This window comes from Caulobacter hibisci (assembly GCF_016135805.1).
Lineage (GTDB): Bacteria > Pseudomonadota > Alphaproteobacteria > Caulobacterales > Caulobacteraceae > Caulobacter > Caulobacter hibisci.
In genome coordinates, this window is sequence record NZ_JADWOX010000002.1 from 285,889 (window position 1) to 300,467 (window position 14,579).

Sequence of the window (14,579 nt, forward strand, 5' to 3'; positions counted from 1 at the left end):
TGTGGCGACCTAACGTTCGCGCGCAGTCGTGGTTGCTGTCGTCCAGCCGACATAAATCTCTGAAACATCGATTATTTTCGTGCGGGCCTCGCCTCGAACCTTCCTCCCTTCGGGGAGTTTGCATTCCGCTGCGGTTTCGTGGCCGGGCTTGGGAAGAGCAGGAACGTCATGCGCGCATCGATCATCCGTCGGCTGGGAATCTCGTCTTGAAGCGCTGCGTGGCGGTGGCCGTTCCGGCGCGAAACGAGGCCGCCTGGATAGAGACCTGCCTGACCCGCCTGCTGGCGATGGCACGCGACGATCGGGTCGCTTTGCTGCGCATCCTGGTATTGGCCAACAACTGCACCGACGACACCGCCGAGCGCGCCCGTCGCCTGGGCGACGACGTCGAGGTCGTCGAGATGCGGTTGGGTCCTGACCAGGCTCATGCCGGCGGCGCCCGGCGCGCGGCGTTCGAGGCCGCCGCGGCCCTTCTGCACTCGCCCGAAGACCTGTTGCTGACCACCGACGCCGACACCCATGTCGACGGCGACTGGCTGTTGCGTACGCTCGACCACGTCGACGCGGGCTACGACGCGGTAGCGGGGCTGGCGCGGCTCAAGGGCGCTGAACTGCGCGGCCTCGACCCGGCGCACCGCGCCCGGCTGGCCCTCCTGCGCCGCTACTACGCCGCCCTCGACGCTTTGCGGGCGGGGCGGAGCGACGAGGCCTGGCCGCACCACTTCTACGAAGGCGGCGCCAGTATGGCCCTGACCCTCGGCTGCTACGCCCGCATCGGCGGCGCGCCCGCCCCGCCGGTGGGCGAGGACAAGGCGCTGTTCCAGGCCGTGAGGGCGGCCGGCGGACGCGTGCGCCACCCCATCGACGTCAAGGTCTTCACCTCCTGCCGCCTGGCCGGTCGCGCCGTCGGTGGAACCTCCGACACCCTGGACCTCTGGGGGCGCCAGGCGATCGACGAGCCGATCCACGAGGCGCCGCCGCTCAATGTCGCCCTCGGTCTCGCGGCGTCGGGACCCGCCCTGACCTTCGCCGACCTTCCGGCCGAGATCGACAAGGCCCGCGCCTTGGTGCGTATCGGGCGCGAGCGGATGCTGCTGGCCCAGGCCGGTTAGACCCAACGCCACAGATCGAGGCGATAGTCGGCGTTGCGCTGGGCGGTCTCCACGCCGACGGCGTCGCCCAGGCTGGCGCGCAGGCCTTCGACGGCCTCGTCGGCGGTCTTGGGATAATCGGTCTCGCCCAGCCAGTGGACCAGCAGGATCCGTCCGCCGGAAACGCGTGCTGCCCTGAAGGCGTTGGCCGCCAAGGCGAGGTCCGCGTCGTCCCAGTAGTAGGCGACCTCCGACAGCACGATCAGGTCGAACGACCCGGGAACGGGATCGCGCGGAACCTGCAGCAGGGCGAACTCGACATTGGCCAGGTCGGCGCAGCGCTGGCGGGCCTGATCGAGGGCGGTCTCCGACACGTCCAGCCCCAGAAGGCGGTCGCAGCGTTCGGCCAACTGCCGGGTCAGGACGCCGATCGAACAGCCGACCTCCAGCGCACGGACGGCGCGCTCTTCGCCGAGGGCAGCGAGGGTGGCGGCGTACTTCCCTCGCTCGTAGTCGCTGGTCTCGAAGCCCCAGGGGTCGGGATTGGCGGTGTAAAGGCCTTCGAAATAGCCGGGCTCCAGCGAGCGGGTCTTTCTCAACGCCTGCACTCCAGGAAGATCTCGACCGGCCGGTCGGTCAGGGCCGCCAGGTCCGGCGGCACCTGGAAGGCCTCGGCGGCGTCCTGGATCATCGGGGTCATCTGGGTCGCATGGCAGGCCAGGGCCTTTCGGCGGCGCGTGATCTCGTCGCCGCACATCAAGCCCCAGACGCCCTTGGCGCCGTGGCGGTGCGCCAGGTCCGGGTCGGCCCAGCCCCAGACCAGATATTCCATCTTCACCGGCTCGCGGGTGTCGATTGAGGCGATGTAGTCCGACGCCAAAAGGTTGGCCGCGACATGGTCGCAGTGTCGTTCTTCGCGCCACGGGGCCCAGACGCTCCACGGCTTGAAGCCGTCGGACCATTCTCGCAGGTCTTCGAGCGAGGCGGCGTAGGCGGCGGCGTCACGAGGGATTGGCGAGCCGTCGGGCCAGCCCATGAAATGGACGTCCTCCGCCGGAACGCCCAGCACCTCGAGAGCCGCAAGTGCCTCCTGCCGCCTGGTGCGCGCCAGCCGCTTCGGCGGCCAGGTTGGCGATCCGGTGTGCGAGCCCGCGCCATCGGTGAGATAGGCCACCAGAGGTTTCAGGCCCAGCTTGCTGGCCGTGGCGATCAGGCCGCCGCAGCCCAGCGTCTCGTCGTCGGGATGCGGGGCCAGGATCAAGAGCGGCGACAGGCCGTCCAGCACCGTGGCGTCGAGGCTGAAGGCCTGATTGACCAGGGCCGCCCAGGCCGGCTCGCCGATCGCCGTCACCACAGGGGATCGTCCGCCCAGGCGTCCTTGGCCAGGAACGCCGCCGCCGCGCGGTCCAGCGCCTGGTCCGGCACGGGCTGGCGCAGATAGAGCGCCAGGTCGCGGCAGGCCTGGTCCAGGGGGTTGTCGACGAAGAAGGCCCGGGTGCCGACGCTGCGGGCCGCCGCTTCCATCACGGTCAAGCCGGCTTCCTCGACCACGCCCCGGGTCATCAGCACGAAGCTGATGGCCTCGGGTCCGGCGTTCGCCGCCGCGGCCCGCTCTGCCGCTTCCCGCACCCACAGATAGGCCGAGCGCGTCGCCGCCAGCGCCTTGCCGAAGCGGGCGCGATGGATCGGATCCTGGCCGGCGGGCGAGGCCGCCAGATGCTCTCGCAGCAGGGTCAGCACGTGCTCCACGCCGCCCAGCTGCACCGCCGTGAACCGCCAGGCTCCGGCCGAAAAACGCGGCTCGCGCTCATAGTCGCCGGACGCGCCCAACCGCGTCGCGGGATTCACAGGCAGGCCGGTAAGGTCATAGGTCCCGCTGACTGTCGCTTTCATGCCGCGTACCCGCCAGGCCGATGGATCGGCGCGGGCCGGATCGGCGGCGTCCGCCAGCACCATCTGCTTTTCGCCAGATGCGGTGGCGCCGGTGACCACGGCGATGTCGATATGGCCCGCGCCGGTGGCGTAGGACTTGGCGCCCCGCAGCCGCTCGCCGACGATGGTCACGCCTGGCGCCGGTTCGGTGTTCCAGACGCCCAGCACCTTGCCGGCGGCGAGATCGGCGTCCAGCGTCCGCCGCTGCTCGGCCGATCCGTACCAGGCGACCAGCCGCGCGCCGTTGACGTGACCTTCGAAGATCCGCCCCAGGCTGAGATTGGCGCGGCCGACTAGGCGCAGCGCCTCCATCAGCTCGCGCGGTGAGGGCGTGTCGCCGGCCATAACCTCAAGCGCGCCGATCGACGCGAGCAAAGCGACGTCCTCGGCGGGAAACTCGCCGCCCGCGTCGAGATCCGCGGCGCGGGCGCGAATGGCTGGCAAGGCATGGCGCAGGGCGGCCAGCACCGCCGTCACCGACGGCGGGGCCAGCGCTGGCGCAAACGCGACCTGCGCCAAGTCAGGCGTCCTCAAGCATCGGCGTGCCTTCGTGCGCGACCAGCAGGTCGTGCATGTCGTCGGCATGCTCCTCCTCGACGGTGAGAATGCCTTCCAGCATCACCCGCGTGGTCGGGTCGTCGTCGCCGAAATAGCGGATCAGTTCGCGATAGTGCTCCACCGCGATCCGTTCGGCGATCAGGTTTTCCTTGATCATGTCGACCAGGTTCTCGCCCTCGACATATTGCGAGGCCGAGCGGCTCGCGAGCCCTTCGGGGCTGAAGTTCGGCGTGCCGCCCAACTGGGTGATGCGCTCGGCCACGGCCAGGGCGTGAGCGTGCTCTTCCTTGGCGTGTTCGGCGAACTCCGCCTTCGGGCCCTGGCTGGAGATCCCCGAGGCGATGATCGAATGCAGGGTGTAGCGCAGCACGCAGACCAACTCGGTGGCCAGCACCGTCTGCAGAATCTCGATGGTCTTCTTGACGTCGCCGCCATAGGCGGGCGTCAGCGCGCCGTCCTCCAGGTGCTCGCGCGCCCTGGCGCGCAGGGTCTGCACGTCGCTGAGGAAGGGTTTGTCGCCGGCCTGATCGTTCATCTTGCGTCCCTCGATGATCCGAGCATGCAACGCGCCGTGGGCGGTCTCGATCCGGACGGGTGTGCAGCATCAGCGGCTTCCATCCGCTTCCATCCGTCGAAAACGAAGCGGAGAACGAAATATCGTCGCGGCGAATTCAGTGATGGTGATTTTACGCCGCCGCCGCGCGTGAATTATTTTCGCGATATCGGCAAGTATTATGCTCGTATTTTACTGCGACAAATTTCTGTCTTTCCGAGAATGAACTGCTGGTCACGGTGCAACCTTGTCGAGCCGGGAGGGCTTAACTCCGCACCTCTCGGAGATCCACGAACATGTTGAAGCCCATGATTGGCGTCGCGCTCGCCGCGGTGCTGCTGGCCGCCTGCGGCCAGAAGAACGCCGACCACGAAAAGGTCGAAGGGCCCGCCGTCTCCGCGCCGGCGGCTCCAGGTAACGCCGCCGTCGACACCGCCCCGACCACCGGCGAAACCGGCCCGACCCCGGGCGCCAGCTCCTACACCGCCGACCAGGCGCGCATGGCCATCGAGAAGGCCGGATACACCGCGCTGGGTCCGCTGAACCAGAACGCCAACGGTCTGTGGCAGGGCGAAGCCACCAAGGACGGCCGCAAGGTCAACGTCTCGATCGACTACAAGGGCGCGATCACCGAGCTCTAGGCTCGGTCGCCCTTGCTCGCCTCAAATCATAACCTTCCTGGGAAAAACCACATGAGCAAGACCATCACCCGGCTGTTCGACAGCCACACCGAGGCGCTTGGCGTCGTCTCGGACCTGGAAACCTACGGCGTCGATCACGACCGCATCAGCCTCGTTTCCGACAACACCGACAACTGGCACGACGGCGGCCGCAAGGCCGACGGTCCGCTGGGCGACCACAATGGCGACGGCGACAACGACGTCGCCGACGGGGCCGGCAAGGGCGCGACCACGGGGGGTCTGGTCGGCGGCGGGGCGGGCCTGCTGGCCGGTCTCGGCATGCTGGCCATTCCGGGCCTGGGTCCGGTCGTGGCGGCCGGATGGCTCGCGGCCACCGCGGTCGGCGCGGCGGTCGGTGCGGCCGCCGGCGGCGCCACGGGCGGCCTGCTGGGCGCCCTGAAGGAGGCTGGTCACAGCGACGACGAGGCCAATGTCTATTCCGAGGGGGTCCGTCGCGGCGGCGCCCTGGTCAGCGTCAAGGCGCATGACGACGAGATCCAGGCCGTCGAGCGGATCCTCGACGAGGGGCGCGGCGTGGACGCGACGACGCGCGGCGACGCCTATCGTCAGGACGGCTGGACCAGCTTCGATCCGGCCGCCACGCCCTACAGCGCCGAGCAGATCGGCCGTGAGCGCACCCTCTACGGCGAAAACCGCTCGTTCGAGGCGGCGCCGACCGACGATGTGCTGATCGACGATGACGCTGTTCGCCCCGAGGACCGCGACGTCGTTGACCCCGTCCGTCGCGACTATTGAGCCTTCGCCCCGACTCTGGAAACGCCTGGAGTCGGGGTATATTCGCGCGGCCCCAAAAGACGTGATCAAGCGTGATGGCGCCTTTGCTGCATTGCAGCATTCAGAGTGGGCGGCGGCTTTCCGTCTCGCTCTTTCAGGACATCACCATGCCGAGCCTCGGCGACACCACCGCGATGCTGGCGCGCCTGCGCCGTACGTCCTTCCCGACCTCGGACACGACGGGGCGCCTGACGCGCATCGACGACTTCGGCGCTAATCCCGGCCAGTTGACGATGCTCGGCTATCGCCCGGAAGGGCTGGCCCCTGGCTCGCCCCTGGTCGTGGTCCTGCACGGCTGCACCCAGACCGCCGCGGCCTATGCCGAAGGCGCCGGCTGGCTCGACCTGGCCGATCGGATGGGCTTCATGGTTGTCGCGCCCCAGCAACCACAGGCCAATAATGCCGGCCGTTGCTTCAACTGGTTCCTGCCGGGCGACATCCGGCGCGGCGAAGGCGAGGCGGCGTCGATCGCGGCGATGGTCGCCAGCGCCGTCGAGACCCATGATCTTGATCCAAGCCGGGTATTCATCACCGGCCTATCGGCGGGCGGGGCGATGACCGCGGTGATGCTGGCGGTCTATCCCGACCTCTTCGCCGGCGGCGCGGTGATCGCCGGTCTGCCTTACGGCGTGGCCAGCAACGTCCAGGGCGCGATGCAGGTGATGAACCATCCCACCGGCCGTTCGGGCGCGAACCTGGCCGCCCTGGTTCCGGCGTCCCGCGACGGCGGGCCTCGCCCGCGCCTCTCCGTCTGGCACGGCGACGCCGACGGCACGGTGCAGGTCAAGAACGGTCACGATCTGGCCCAGCAGTGGGTCGCCTTGAACGGCCTGCCCAGCGCGCCGCATCGGGTGGAGCCCCTGCCGCACGGAACGCGATCGATCTGGCGGTCCACCGACGGCGAGTCCCTCGTCGAGTTGAACGTCGTGCGCGGTCTCGGCCACGGAACGCCGCTTTCGACCAGGCGCGCGGACGATGTCGGCAGGGCTGGCCCCTTCATGCTCGAGGCCGGCGTCTCCTCGTCGCTGGAGATCGCCAGATTCTGGAACATCGACGGCGGCGAACGGGTCGAGTCCGCCGCCCTGGCGACGATCCCCGCGACCTCGCAGGCGGCGGGCGCGGCGAAGCATTCCGTCGATCCGGAATCCGTCGAGGCCATGGGCTTGGGGCAGGGCGTCATGCACGCCATCGGCCATGTGCCCGCCGGCGTCCAGGAGGTCATAGCCAAGGCGCTGCGGGCGGCCGGTCTGCTGAAATAGTTTTGTGACCTTTCGGGGCAATCTGGCCGGTCCGTTTCAGCCTCGGTTGTCCGGGCTCGGCTGTCCCGGCGTGCAAGCCAACATGCCGTCCTCTCGTCCCAAGGAACTAGCGGTCAAGCCAGACCGTTGGCACCCCGTAGGCTGGAGGACAGCGTCTTGGAAGCGAACGCGGGCTATGCTCGGGCCCTGAGCCGGGCCTTCGGCGGGGCGCTGCTGTTTTCGTTCCCGCTTCTGATGACCATGGAGATGTGGTCCCTGGGGATGGCGGTGGAGCGCTGGCGCCTGCTGGTCTTTTTGTTGCTCACCATGCCGATGCTGATCGGCCTGTCCTACTACGCCGGCTTTGAGCCGACTTTCAGGCTGAAGGACGAGGTGCTTGACGCGCTGGCCGCGTTCGGCGTCGGCTTCCTGCTGGCGGCGGTCTTGCTGTCCATCTTCGGCGTGCTGCGACGCGACGAAATCTTCACCCAGGCTGGTGTCGGCAAGATCGCGTTGTGCGCCGCGCCCGCCGCGGTGGGCGCGCTTCTGGCCGGCAAGCAACTGAGCGAGCAGGGGCCGGGCTCGCGCGAAAAGGAGAGGGCCGGCCCGCTCAGCGAACTTTTCCTGATGGCGGTGGGCGCGGCGTTCCTCGCTTTCAACGTCGCCCCGACCGAGGAGATGGTTCTGATCGCCTATCAGATGGGGCCTTGGGCGACATTGGTCCTGGTGGTTATTTCGATCCTGCTGCTGCACGTCTTCGTTTATCAGTTGGGCTTTCCGGGCGAGACGCGGCGCCGGCAAGCCGGCGACTTTCGCCGCACCTTCGTGGCCTTCACTTGCCCCGGATACGGCGTGGCCCTGCTGATGAGCCTCTATCTGCTCTGGACCTTCGGGCGCACCGATGGGGTCGCCGCGCACGAGATCGCCACCATGACCGTCGTCCTTGGCTTTCCGGCCGCCATCGGCGCGGCCACCGCGCGCCTGGTGATCTGATGGCCCAGAAACCCAAAACGGCCAGTCGATCGCCGAGCGCCAGGCCCACGGCAGCGGCCAAGCCGGCGCCGGCCAAGCAAACGCCGGCCCTGGAATGGGCTTCGGCCGTTGTTGGGCTGGTTCTCGCCGCCACCGCGATCGGCTTCACGGCCTGGGACGCCTTGTTCGGCGCCAGGGGACCGCCGGCCATCGAGGTGAGGCTGCAGCAGGTTACGCAGACGCCTCACGGCTATGTCGCGCAGGTGGAGGCGTTCAACCACGGCGGCGAGCCGGCGGCGCAGGTCCAGATCGAAGGCGTGCTCGTGAGCGGAGGCTCGCAGCAGACCTCCAGCTTCACGATCGACTATGTCGCCGAGGGCTCGAAGGCATCGGGCGGCCTGGTGTTCGACAGGGATCCGGGAGTTGGGCAACTGAAGTTGCGGGCGACAGGCTTCGCCGACGCGTCCTGACGGCGTTGAACGCTAGTGACGCCAGAGGAATGGCGCTGATTGCCAGATGATCGCGATGGTGGCGAGCGCCGAGGCGCACGCCGAAAGGCGCTGGACGAAAACTCCTCCGAGGCCGGGTCGCCTCGAAGCGCGCAAAGCCCTCAAAGCCAAGGTGGCCGCGGCGCCAGCGCAGGCGAGCGTCAGGATCGCGAGAAGCCAACCGAGCGGGGCGTGATGTTCAGGCTCGGTGATGTCGGCGAGGCTGGCGATCGCATAGGCGGCCAGGAAATGTCCTGCCCAAAGGATCAACCCGCCGAGCATTGAAAGCCAGGTGTTCATGCCAACCCTGCAGGGAAGAGGCGCATGACGCCCAGTCCGACCAGCCCCTGGCCAGCGGTATAGGCCAGGAGGAGGCCGACCAGCTCGATCGTGGCCGGCCGGCCCGGGCCCACATAGCCGTACAGCCGCCGCAACAGGACGTAGAGGCCCATGATCCCCGCCACCGCGACGAAGAAGCCCTGCCAGGCCAGGATCGCATGGACGATCGCCCCCTGGGCGTCGACCTGGGGCCTGAGGCCGGTCGCGCGCCAGGCCGACAGGTCGGTTCCTAAGGACAGTCCGAGCAGCCCGACGGCGGCCAGGATCATGATCGTGGCCAGCCAGGGTCTCGCCAGCGCTCGCCTGGCCGACAAGGCCAGGATTCCGGCAGCAAGGGCCGAGGCGGTCGCGACGACGAGCGAGGCGACGTCCGGCGCTGGTCGCCACGCGGCGGGATTGCGGCTCCACAGGAAGACGTAGGAGAACACCGACATCGCCAGCACCATGGCGCCGACCACCAAGGTGACGACCATCGCCCACCAGCCGGTGCTCGACGGGCCGCTGGCATAGGTCGGCAGCTCGATCCCGGCCCCGACGTCCACGCGCTTCTGCGGCAGCGGATGGTCGAGGAACCAGCACCAACGCATCACGCAGGCGATCGCCAGCACGCCGCTCAACACCGAGGCGGCGTAGGCCTGCACCGTCAGCAGCAGGAAGAATCCGGCCGTGAACACCGCAGCCCAGACGTGCCAGCCTGACGGGACAGGCATGGGCAGCAAGTGCTGCGGCTCGGCGTTTACGGGACTGGTCACCAGGGTCTCGCGCCCGCCGGTCGGCGCGCCGGGTAGGAAGTAGCGACCGGCCGCCACGTCGCGGGCCAGGGTCTTCTGGTCCCACAGGGGATAGAGCGAGGTCACGATCGGGATGCTGCGGGTCGAATAGAGATCCGACGGCAGCCACTCCAGCCCCCCGCCGTCATAGACGTTGCCGGCGTCCTTGCCGCCGAACGGGCGGAAGTTGCGGATCATGTCGATGACCCAGATCACCACCCCGGCGGCGAAGACGAAGGCGCCCAGCGTCGAGATCAGATTGGGCCACTCCCAGTCGCGGCCGGCGGCATAGGTGTAGACCCGCCGCGGCATGCCCATCAGGCCGGTCAGGTGCATGGGCAGGAAGGCCAAGTGCATGCCGGTGAACATCAGCCAGAAGGTCCAGCGGCCCAGGCGCTCGCTCAGCGGCTTGCTGCTGACCATCGGCGTCCAGAAATAGATCGCCGCGAACAGCGGGAACACCATGCCGCCGATCAGCACGTAGTGCAGGTGAGCGACGATGAAATAGGTGTCGTGGGCCTGCCAGTCGAACGGGACCATGGCCGCCATCACCCCGGTCAGACCGCCCATCACGAAGATCAGCAGCGACCCCAGCACGAACAGGCCCGGGGCGTTGAACCTCATCCGCCCCGAGGCGACGGTGGCGATCCAGGCGAACACCTGAACGCCGGCCGGCAGGCTGACGGCCATGGAGGCGGCCGAGAACATCCCGACCGACACGCCCGGCAGGCCCGTCGTGAACATGTGGTGGGCCCAGACCCCGAAGCTGATGAAGCCCGTGGCCAGAAAGGCCAGCACCACCAGCCAGTGCCCCACCAGCGGCGTGCGGGCCACGGCCGGCACGATGGTTGACATCGCCCCCGCGGCCGGCAGGAAGATGATGTAGACCTCCGGGTGGCCGAAGAACCAGAACAGGTGCTGCCACAGCATCGGATCGCCGCCCCGCGCGGCGTCGAAGAACGGCCAGCCCAGGGCCCGCTCCAGCTCCAGCAAGGTGGTGGCCAGGATCACCGACGGGAAGGCGATGATGATCATGCCGGCGAACACCAGCATGGCCCAGGCGAACACCGGCAGCTTGTCCAGCGTCATGCCCGGCGCGCGGGTCTTCAGCACACCGACGATGATCTCGATCGCCCCGGCGATGGCCGAGATCTCGATGAAGCCGATGCCCAGCAGCCAGAAGTCGGCGTTGATCCCCGGCGAGTAGGTGGTCGAGGTCAGGGGCGGGTACATGAACCAGCCGCCGTTGGGCGCCAGGCCGAAGAACAGCGAGCAGAAGAACGCCAGGCCGCCGATCAGATAGGCCCAGAAGGCGTAGGCCGACAGGCGCGGGAAGGGCAGGTCTCGCGCGCCCAGCATTTGCGGCAGCAGCAGCACCCCCAGCGCCTCGACCGCCGGCACCGCGAACAGGAACATCATCACCGTGCCGTGCATGGTGAAGATCTGATTGTAGGTCTCCTGCGCCAGCACGCCCTGCATCGGCAGCGCCAATTGGGTGCGCATCAGCAGCGCCAGCACCCCGGCCAGTACGAAGAACAACATGGCCGCGCCCACGTAGTAGACGCCGACATAGTTGTTGTTGATCACCGTGATCCACTGCCAGCCCTTGGGCGCGCACCAGATCTCTTCCAGCTGTTCCAGCTCGCCCTTGGGGCGGCGGCCCTTGGTCGGGAAGCGATCGTAGAGGGTGGTGTCGAAGCCGGTTTCGGACGGCGCGGGCGGGCCGCTCACTTCAGGCTCTCCAGATAGGCGGAAACATCGCGCAGTTCCTGGCCGCTGAGCACCGGATAGGCCGGCATGCGGTTGCCCGGCTTGATCGCCTGGCTGTCGCCGATCCAGCCGGCGAGGGTTCCCTGGTTGTTGGGCAGAACCCCAGCCCCCAGGGTGCGGCGCGCGCCGACGTGGGTGAGGTCCGGTCCCGCTAGGCCGTTGGCCTCGGTTCCCCGGATCGCATGACACGCCCCGCAACCGGCGCGGCCGAACACCGCCTGGCCGGCGGCGTGGCTCGGCGCTGGGACGGCGGGCGCGGCCTGCCTGGCGCGCCAGGCCTCGTAGTCGGCCGGCGCGTGGGCGACGACGACCAGGGCCATCAGGGCGTGCGGGCCGCCGCAGAACTCGGCGCACTGGGCGCCGTATTCGCCGGGCTGGTCGGCCTCGACGCGCAGGATGTTGCGACGTCCGGGGATCATGTCGAGCTTGCCGCCCAGCCGCGGAATCCACAGGCTATGGATGACGTCTGTGGACTCCAGCTCCAGAGCCACGGGACGGCCGGCGGGGATGTGGATCTCGTTGGCGTCCTGGAAGGCCTCGCGGCCGGCGGCGTCGAGATAGGCCACGCGCCACCACCACATCTCGCCCGCCACCCGGATGCGCAGTTCGCCGGGCCTGGGCGGTTCGCTAAGCTTGTGGGTCAAGGTCAGACCCCAGGCGAGCAGAGCGCTCAACACCACCACCGGGAAGGCGATGCCCGCGATCCAGACCAGGCGCTCGCCGCCCAGCTTCTGGCGCCAGGCGCGTGGCGCGAACAGGGCCAGGGCCAGGGCGATGACGACGATCGCCAGCACGGCGGCGGTCATCGCCAGCAGGCCCCAGGTCAGGCTGTTCAACGGCGCGGCGAACGGTCCGGCCGGGTCGAGCGCGGGCGGCGGCCAGCCCTTAAGGCTGTCGTGAGCGGGCGGCGCGTCAATCGGCATCGAGCGTATAGAGGTAGGCCGCGACGTCGCGGGCTTGGGCCTCGCTCAGCCCCGAAGCGGGCATGGCGGTGTCGGGGGCCATGGCCGGCGCGTCGCGCAGCCAGGCGACCAGCACGTCGGGACGGTTGGGAGAGCGGCCGGCGATCATCGCTTGGCTCGAAAAGCTATCCAGGGACCCGCCCACGCCGCCGCGCGGCCACTTCAGGCCCGGGACGCGATGACAGACGCCGCAGCCCTCGGCTTTGATCAGGGTCAGGCCTCTGGCTGGATCGGCGCCGACGATCTGCCGCTCGGGGATGGCCTTCTCGGCGCAGGCCACCAGCGTGGCGCCGGCCAGGCCGATCATCGCCGCATGGGCCGTTCTGGTTCCACCGCTCAAGCCTGCCCCTTCCGACGTTCCAGGGCTGAACCCTTTGGAACAGTAGCGGTTCCGCCGGGTTTAGGCGGGGTGGGCCATCAGACCGTGCTTTTCGCCATCCTTGCCGTCGTCGGCGCCGTGTCGGCCTGCGGTCGCGCGCCGGGCGAGACCGATCGCCGCCTGAGCCTCGACGGCCGGACCGTGGCCATGAGCGGCGGCGCGGGCGGAGCGGCCAAGGCCTGCTTTTCCTGCCATGGCCTCGACGGCATGGGCGACGGCGTCTCGGTCCCACGCCTGGCCGGCCTCGACGCCGGCTACCTGCAAAAGCAGATGGAGGACTATGCCTCGGGCATCCGGCCCGACAAGGTCATGGGCTCTGTCGCCAAGCCGCTGGATGATTGGTCTAGACGCGCCGTGGGGGCCTATTATGCCAGCCTGCCCGTCAGGTCGGGGCCGGCGTCGACGACGCCCCCGCCGATCCTCTGGACGCAGGGCGATCCCGAACGCGGCCTTGCGCCCTGCGCGGCCTGCCATGGCGCGGAAGGGCAGGGCGTCGGCGCGGGCCAGCCCGCCCTCGCCGGACAGCCGGCCGCCTACACCCTGGATCAGCTGCAGCGCTGGAAGCGCGCTGCGCGCCGCAACGATCCGCGCGGGGTGATGGCGACGATCGCCGCCCGCCTCACCGAAAGCGAAGCCGCCGCCTTAGCGGCCTGGTCAGAGACGCGACCCGCTTCTCCAGCGCCCGCCAGCGGCGCTGCCAGCGCGTCCGCCGTCGAGGCCGCTGCGGCAGGATCGGCAGCATCCCGTGAAGGACGTCGTCGCGATCGATGACGTGGTGCTTCAGCGCCGCGCCGACATGGATCGGGATCATCGCGACGAGGCTCAGCGCCAGGCCCCAGTGCAGCCATTCGGCGACGGCCTCAATGGCCCAACGCGTCGCGTGGGAAAGCTCGCCGAACGGCAGCAGCGGCCAGGGCGCTAGGTTGAGCAGGGTCAGTTCCGTCTCGCGGCTGGTGGCCGACACCATTGCCCAGCCGCTCAGCGGCAGGCCGAACAGGCAGGTGTAGAAGACGTAGTGGGTGATGTGGGCGGCGACGCTTTCCCAGCCGGGCTTGTCGGCGTCGTTGATCACCGCCGGGGCGAACAGCCGCCAGCCGACGCGGCCCAGCACCAGGACCAGCATCAGCACCCCAACCAGATAATGCAGCTCATAGGCCGCCTGCATCTCGCCGCCTGGCGCGGTGCGCCCCATCCACCAGCCCCAGCCGATCTGGAACATCACCAGCGCCGCCATGGTCCAATGGAAGACGATGGCCACCGGCGAATAGCGGCCCTCGTCGGCATGGCCGGCCGCCCATTCGAAGATGTTCTCGATCAGCCGGTCGATCATCGGGCGGCGACCGCCGCCATGCCGCGGAGCTGGCGACCCAGCAGCACGAGCGCCGCGGCCAGATAGGCGCCCGCGGCCGGGATCCACATCAGCAGGCCCGCCAACTGCTGGTCCTCCAGCGGCGACAGGCCCCAGGGGATAGTGGTCAGGGCGTGCGGCGCGTAGAGGGCGCGCGGCATGAACGTCAGCAGGGCGCCCAGCAACCCCATCTGCACGGTCGTCGCCAGCAGGGCCGCGACGCCGGCGGGGGCGGGCGCGCTTCGGACCGCGCGCCAGAACAGCGTCGCGCTCGACAGCAGGCTGGCTTGCATCAACCAATAGACGCCGTCGCTCGACAGTGCCGCGCCGTAGGCCGCCGGAGCATGCCAGATCCAGAACACCGCCGCGAAGGCGAGGGTGGTCGCGCCGAGGCCCTTGGCCGCTTCGGCGCGCGGCAAGGCCCAGGCCAGCACCGGCGCGGCCAGGCTGGTCAGCAGCACGTGATGCAGCGTGCGGGCGCAGAACAGAGCCGAGCTCAGGGCGCACAGCGGCGAGACGAAGCTCAGGGCCAGCACCGCCAAGGCCGCCATGACCAGTCCCCGCCGATTGGGAGCCGCGACCAACAGCAGGCCGGCCGCGATCGCCAGAGCGCCCAGCAGCAGCGGATCGAGGTTCCACCGGCCCCAGGCCTCGGCGGGCGAGGGGCCGGCTCCGCAATAGGGCGTCCAGGCCGGCTCCACGGC

16 protein-coding genes and 1 pseudogene are annotated in these 14,579 nt (G+C 69.2%); 7 read left to right on the forward strand and 10 right to left on the reverse strand.

Translation table 11 applies throughout. The features are described from left to right. The first annotated feature begins 218 nt into the window (after nt 1-218). Nucleotides 219-1,112, forward strand: a complete 894-nt coding sequence (locus I4Q42_RS04375; RefSeq protein WP_198574846.1) for a glycosyltransferase — start codon at nt 219-221, stop codon at nt 1,110-1,112. Here I4Q42_RS04375 and I4Q42_RS25870 read toward each other — a convergent pair. The 4 genes from I4Q42_RS25870 to I4Q42_RS04390 are packed head-to-tail and all read right to left on the reverse strand — an operon-like array spanning nt 1,109 to nt 4,116. Further along, complete coding sequence (locus I4Q42_RS25870) at nt 1,109-1,690, reverse strand: class I SAM-dependent DNA methyltransferase (protein WP_232792850.1); 582 nt, start codon at nt 1,688-1,690, stop codon at nt 1,109-1,111. The genes I4Q42_RS04375 and I4Q42_RS25870 overlap by 4 nt on opposite strands. Beyond that, the gene (locus I4Q42_RS25875; protein ID WP_332873019.1) at nt 1,687-2,445 is read right to left on the reverse strand and encodes a PIG-L deacetylase family protein; all 759 of its coding nucleotides are present in this window, start codon (nt 2,443-2,445) and stop codon (nt 1,687-1,689) included. The genes I4Q42_RS25870 and I4Q42_RS25875 overlap by 4 nt, the downstream gene beginning before the upstream one ends. Continuing rightward, complete coding sequence (locus tag I4Q42_RS04385) at nt 2,439-3,542, reverse strand: acyl-CoA/acyl-ACP dehydrogenase (protein WP_198574848.1); 1,104 nt, start codon at nt 3,540-3,542, stop codon at nt 2,439-2,441. The genes I4Q42_RS25875 and I4Q42_RS04385 overlap by 7 nt, the downstream gene beginning before the upstream one ends. 1 nt (nt 3,543) lies before the next feature. Next, nucleotides 3,544-4,116: a ferritin-like domain-containing protein gene (locus tag I4Q42_RS04390; protein ID WP_198574849.1), complete on the reverse strand. Its 573-nt coding sequence runs from the start codon at nt 4,114-4,116 to the stop codon at nt 3,544-3,546. A 314-nt stretch (nt 4,117-4,430) separates the two neighbouring features. Here I4Q42_RS04390 and I4Q42_RS04395 point away from each other — a divergent pair, with 314 nt between their 5' ends. The 5 genes from I4Q42_RS04395 to I4Q42_RS04415 all read left to right on the forward strand — a co-directional run bounded on the left by I4Q42_RS04395 (nt 4,431) and on the right by I4Q42_RS04415 (nt 8,289). Then, a complete protein-coding gene (locus I4Q42_RS04395; RefSeq protein ID WP_198574850.1) occupies nt 4,431-4,775 on the forward strand; it encodes a hypothetical protein in 345 nt (114 codons plus the stop codon). A 51-nt stretch (nt 4,776-4,826) separates the two neighbouring features. Continuing rightward, nucleotides 4,827-5,570 carry a hypothetical protein gene (locus I4Q42_RS04400; RefSeq protein WP_198574851.1) on the forward strand — a complete coding sequence of 248 codons (744 nt, stop codon included), beginning with the start codon at nt 4,827-4,829 and terminating at the stop codon, nt 5,568-5,570. A gap of 146 nt (nt 5,571-5,716) precedes the next feature. After that, the gene (locus tag I4Q42_RS04405) at nt 5,717-6,868 is read left to right on the forward strand and encodes an extracellular catalytic domain type 1 short-chain-length polyhydroxyalkanoate depolymerase (protein ID WP_198574852.1); all 1,152 of its coding nucleotides are present in this window, start codon (nt 5,717-5,719) and stop codon (nt 6,866-6,868) included. A 156-nt stretch (nt 6,869-7,024) separates the two neighbouring features. Next, complete coding sequence (locus tag I4Q42_RS04410; protein WP_198574853.1) at nt 7,025-7,840, forward strand: TIGR02587 family membrane protein; 816 nt, start codon at nt 7,025-7,027, stop codon at nt 7,838-7,840. Then, nucleotides 7,840-8,289, forward strand: coding sequence for a hypothetical protein (locus I4Q42_RS04415; protein ID WP_198574854.1), 450 nt, complete (start codon nt 7,840-7,842; stop codon nt 8,287-8,289). The genes I4Q42_RS04410 and I4Q42_RS04415 overlap by 1 nt, the downstream gene beginning before the upstream one ends. 12 nt (nt 8,290-8,301) lie before the next feature. Here the strand turns inward: I4Q42_RS04415 and I4Q42_RS04420 are convergent, their stop codons facing one another. From I4Q42_RS04420 to I4Q42_RS04435, 4 genes are read right to left on the reverse strand one after another with little or no spacing between them, the layout of a single operon-like run. Then, the gene (locus I4Q42_RS04420; RefSeq protein WP_198574855.1) at nt 8,302-8,607 is read right to left on the reverse strand and encodes a hypothetical protein; all 306 of its coding nucleotides are present in this window, start codon (nt 8,605-8,607) and stop codon (nt 8,302-8,304) included. Then, on the reverse strand, nt 8,604-11,147 hold the full coding sequence (locus I4Q42_RS04425) for a cbb3-type cytochrome c oxidase subunit I (protein ID WP_198574856.1): 2,544 nt from the start codon (nt 11,145-11,147) through the stop codon (nt 8,604-8,606). The genes I4Q42_RS04420 and I4Q42_RS04425 overlap by 4 nt, the downstream gene beginning before the upstream one ends. Beyond that, nucleotides 11,144-12,109: a cytochrome c oxidase subunit II gene (gene coxB / locus I4Q42_RS04430; RefSeq protein WP_198574857.1), complete on the reverse strand. Its 966-nt coding sequence runs from the start codon at nt 12,107-12,109 to the stop codon at nt 11,144-11,146. The genes I4Q42_RS04425 and coxB overlap by 4 nt, the downstream gene beginning before the upstream one ends. Then, nucleotides 12,099-12,488 (reverse strand): c-type cytochrome, encoded by a 390-nt coding sequence (locus I4Q42_RS04435; protein WP_232792851.1) that lies wholly within the window; start codon nt 12,486-12,488, stop codon nt 12,099-12,101. The genes coxB and I4Q42_RS04435 overlap by 11 nt, the downstream gene beginning before the upstream one ends. 186 nt (nt 12,489-12,674) lie before the next feature. On the opposite strand from I4Q42_RS04435, the pseudogene I4Q42_RS26470 reads away from it, so the two are divergent. Next, nucleotides 12,675-13,121 (forward strand): annotated as a pseudogene (locus tag I4Q42_RS26470) (c-type cytochrome); the annotation flags it as partial. Between the two features lie 25 nt (nt 13,122-13,146). Here I4Q42_RS26470 and I4Q42_RS04445 read toward each other — a convergent pair. Then, nucleotides 13,147-13,857, reverse strand: coding sequence for a cytochrome b (locus I4Q42_RS04445; RefSeq protein WP_232792852.1), 711 nt, complete (start codon nt 13,855-13,857; stop codon nt 13,147-13,149). Continuing rightward, complete coding sequence (locus tag I4Q42_RS04450; protein ID WP_198574859.1) at nt 13,854-14,576, reverse strand: cytochrome c oxidase assembly protein; 723 nt, start codon at nt 14,574-14,576, stop codon at nt 13,854-13,856. Before I4Q42_RS04450 ends, I4Q42_RS04445 begins: the two co-directional genes overlap by 4 nt. Nucleotides 14,577-14,579 lie beyond the last annotated feature (3 nt).

What these genes read in the sequence shown, in the direction of transcription:
- I4Q42_RS04390 (WP_198574849.1), bottom strand. Translation starts at nt 4,116, where the DNA reads ATGAACGATCAGGCCGGCGACAAACCCTTCCTCAGCGACGTGCAGACC.
- I4Q42_RS04395 (WP_198574850.1), top strand. Translation starts at nt 4,431, where the DNA reads ATGTTGAAGCCCATGATTGGCGTCGCGCTCGCCGCGGTGCTGCTGGCC.
- I4Q42_RS04400 (WP_198574851.1), top strand. Translation starts at nt 4,827, where the DNA reads ATGAGCAAGACCATCACCCGGCTGTTCGACAGCCACACCGAGGCGCTT.
- I4Q42_RS04405 (WP_198574852.1), top strand. Translation starts at nt 5,717, where the DNA reads ATGCCGAGCCTCGGCGACACCACCGCGATGCTGGCGCGCCTGCGCCGT.
- I4Q42_RS04415 (WP_198574854.1), top strand. Translation starts at nt 7,840, where the DNA reads ATGGCCCAGAAACCCAAAACGGCCAGTCGATCGCCGAGCGCCAGGCCC.
- I4Q42_RS04420 (WP_198574855.1), bottom strand. Translation starts at nt 8,607, where the DNA reads ATGAACACCTGGCTTTCAATGCTCGGCGGGTTGATCCTTTGGGCAGGA.
- coxB (WP_198574857.1), bottom strand. Translation starts at nt 12,109, where the DNA reads ATGCCGATTGACGCGCCGCCCGCTCACGACAGCCTTAAGGGCTGGCCG.
- I4Q42_RS04445 (WP_232792852.1), bottom strand. Translation starts at nt 13,857, where the DNA reads ATGATCGACCGGCTGATCGAGAACATCTTCGAATGGGCGGCCGGCCAT.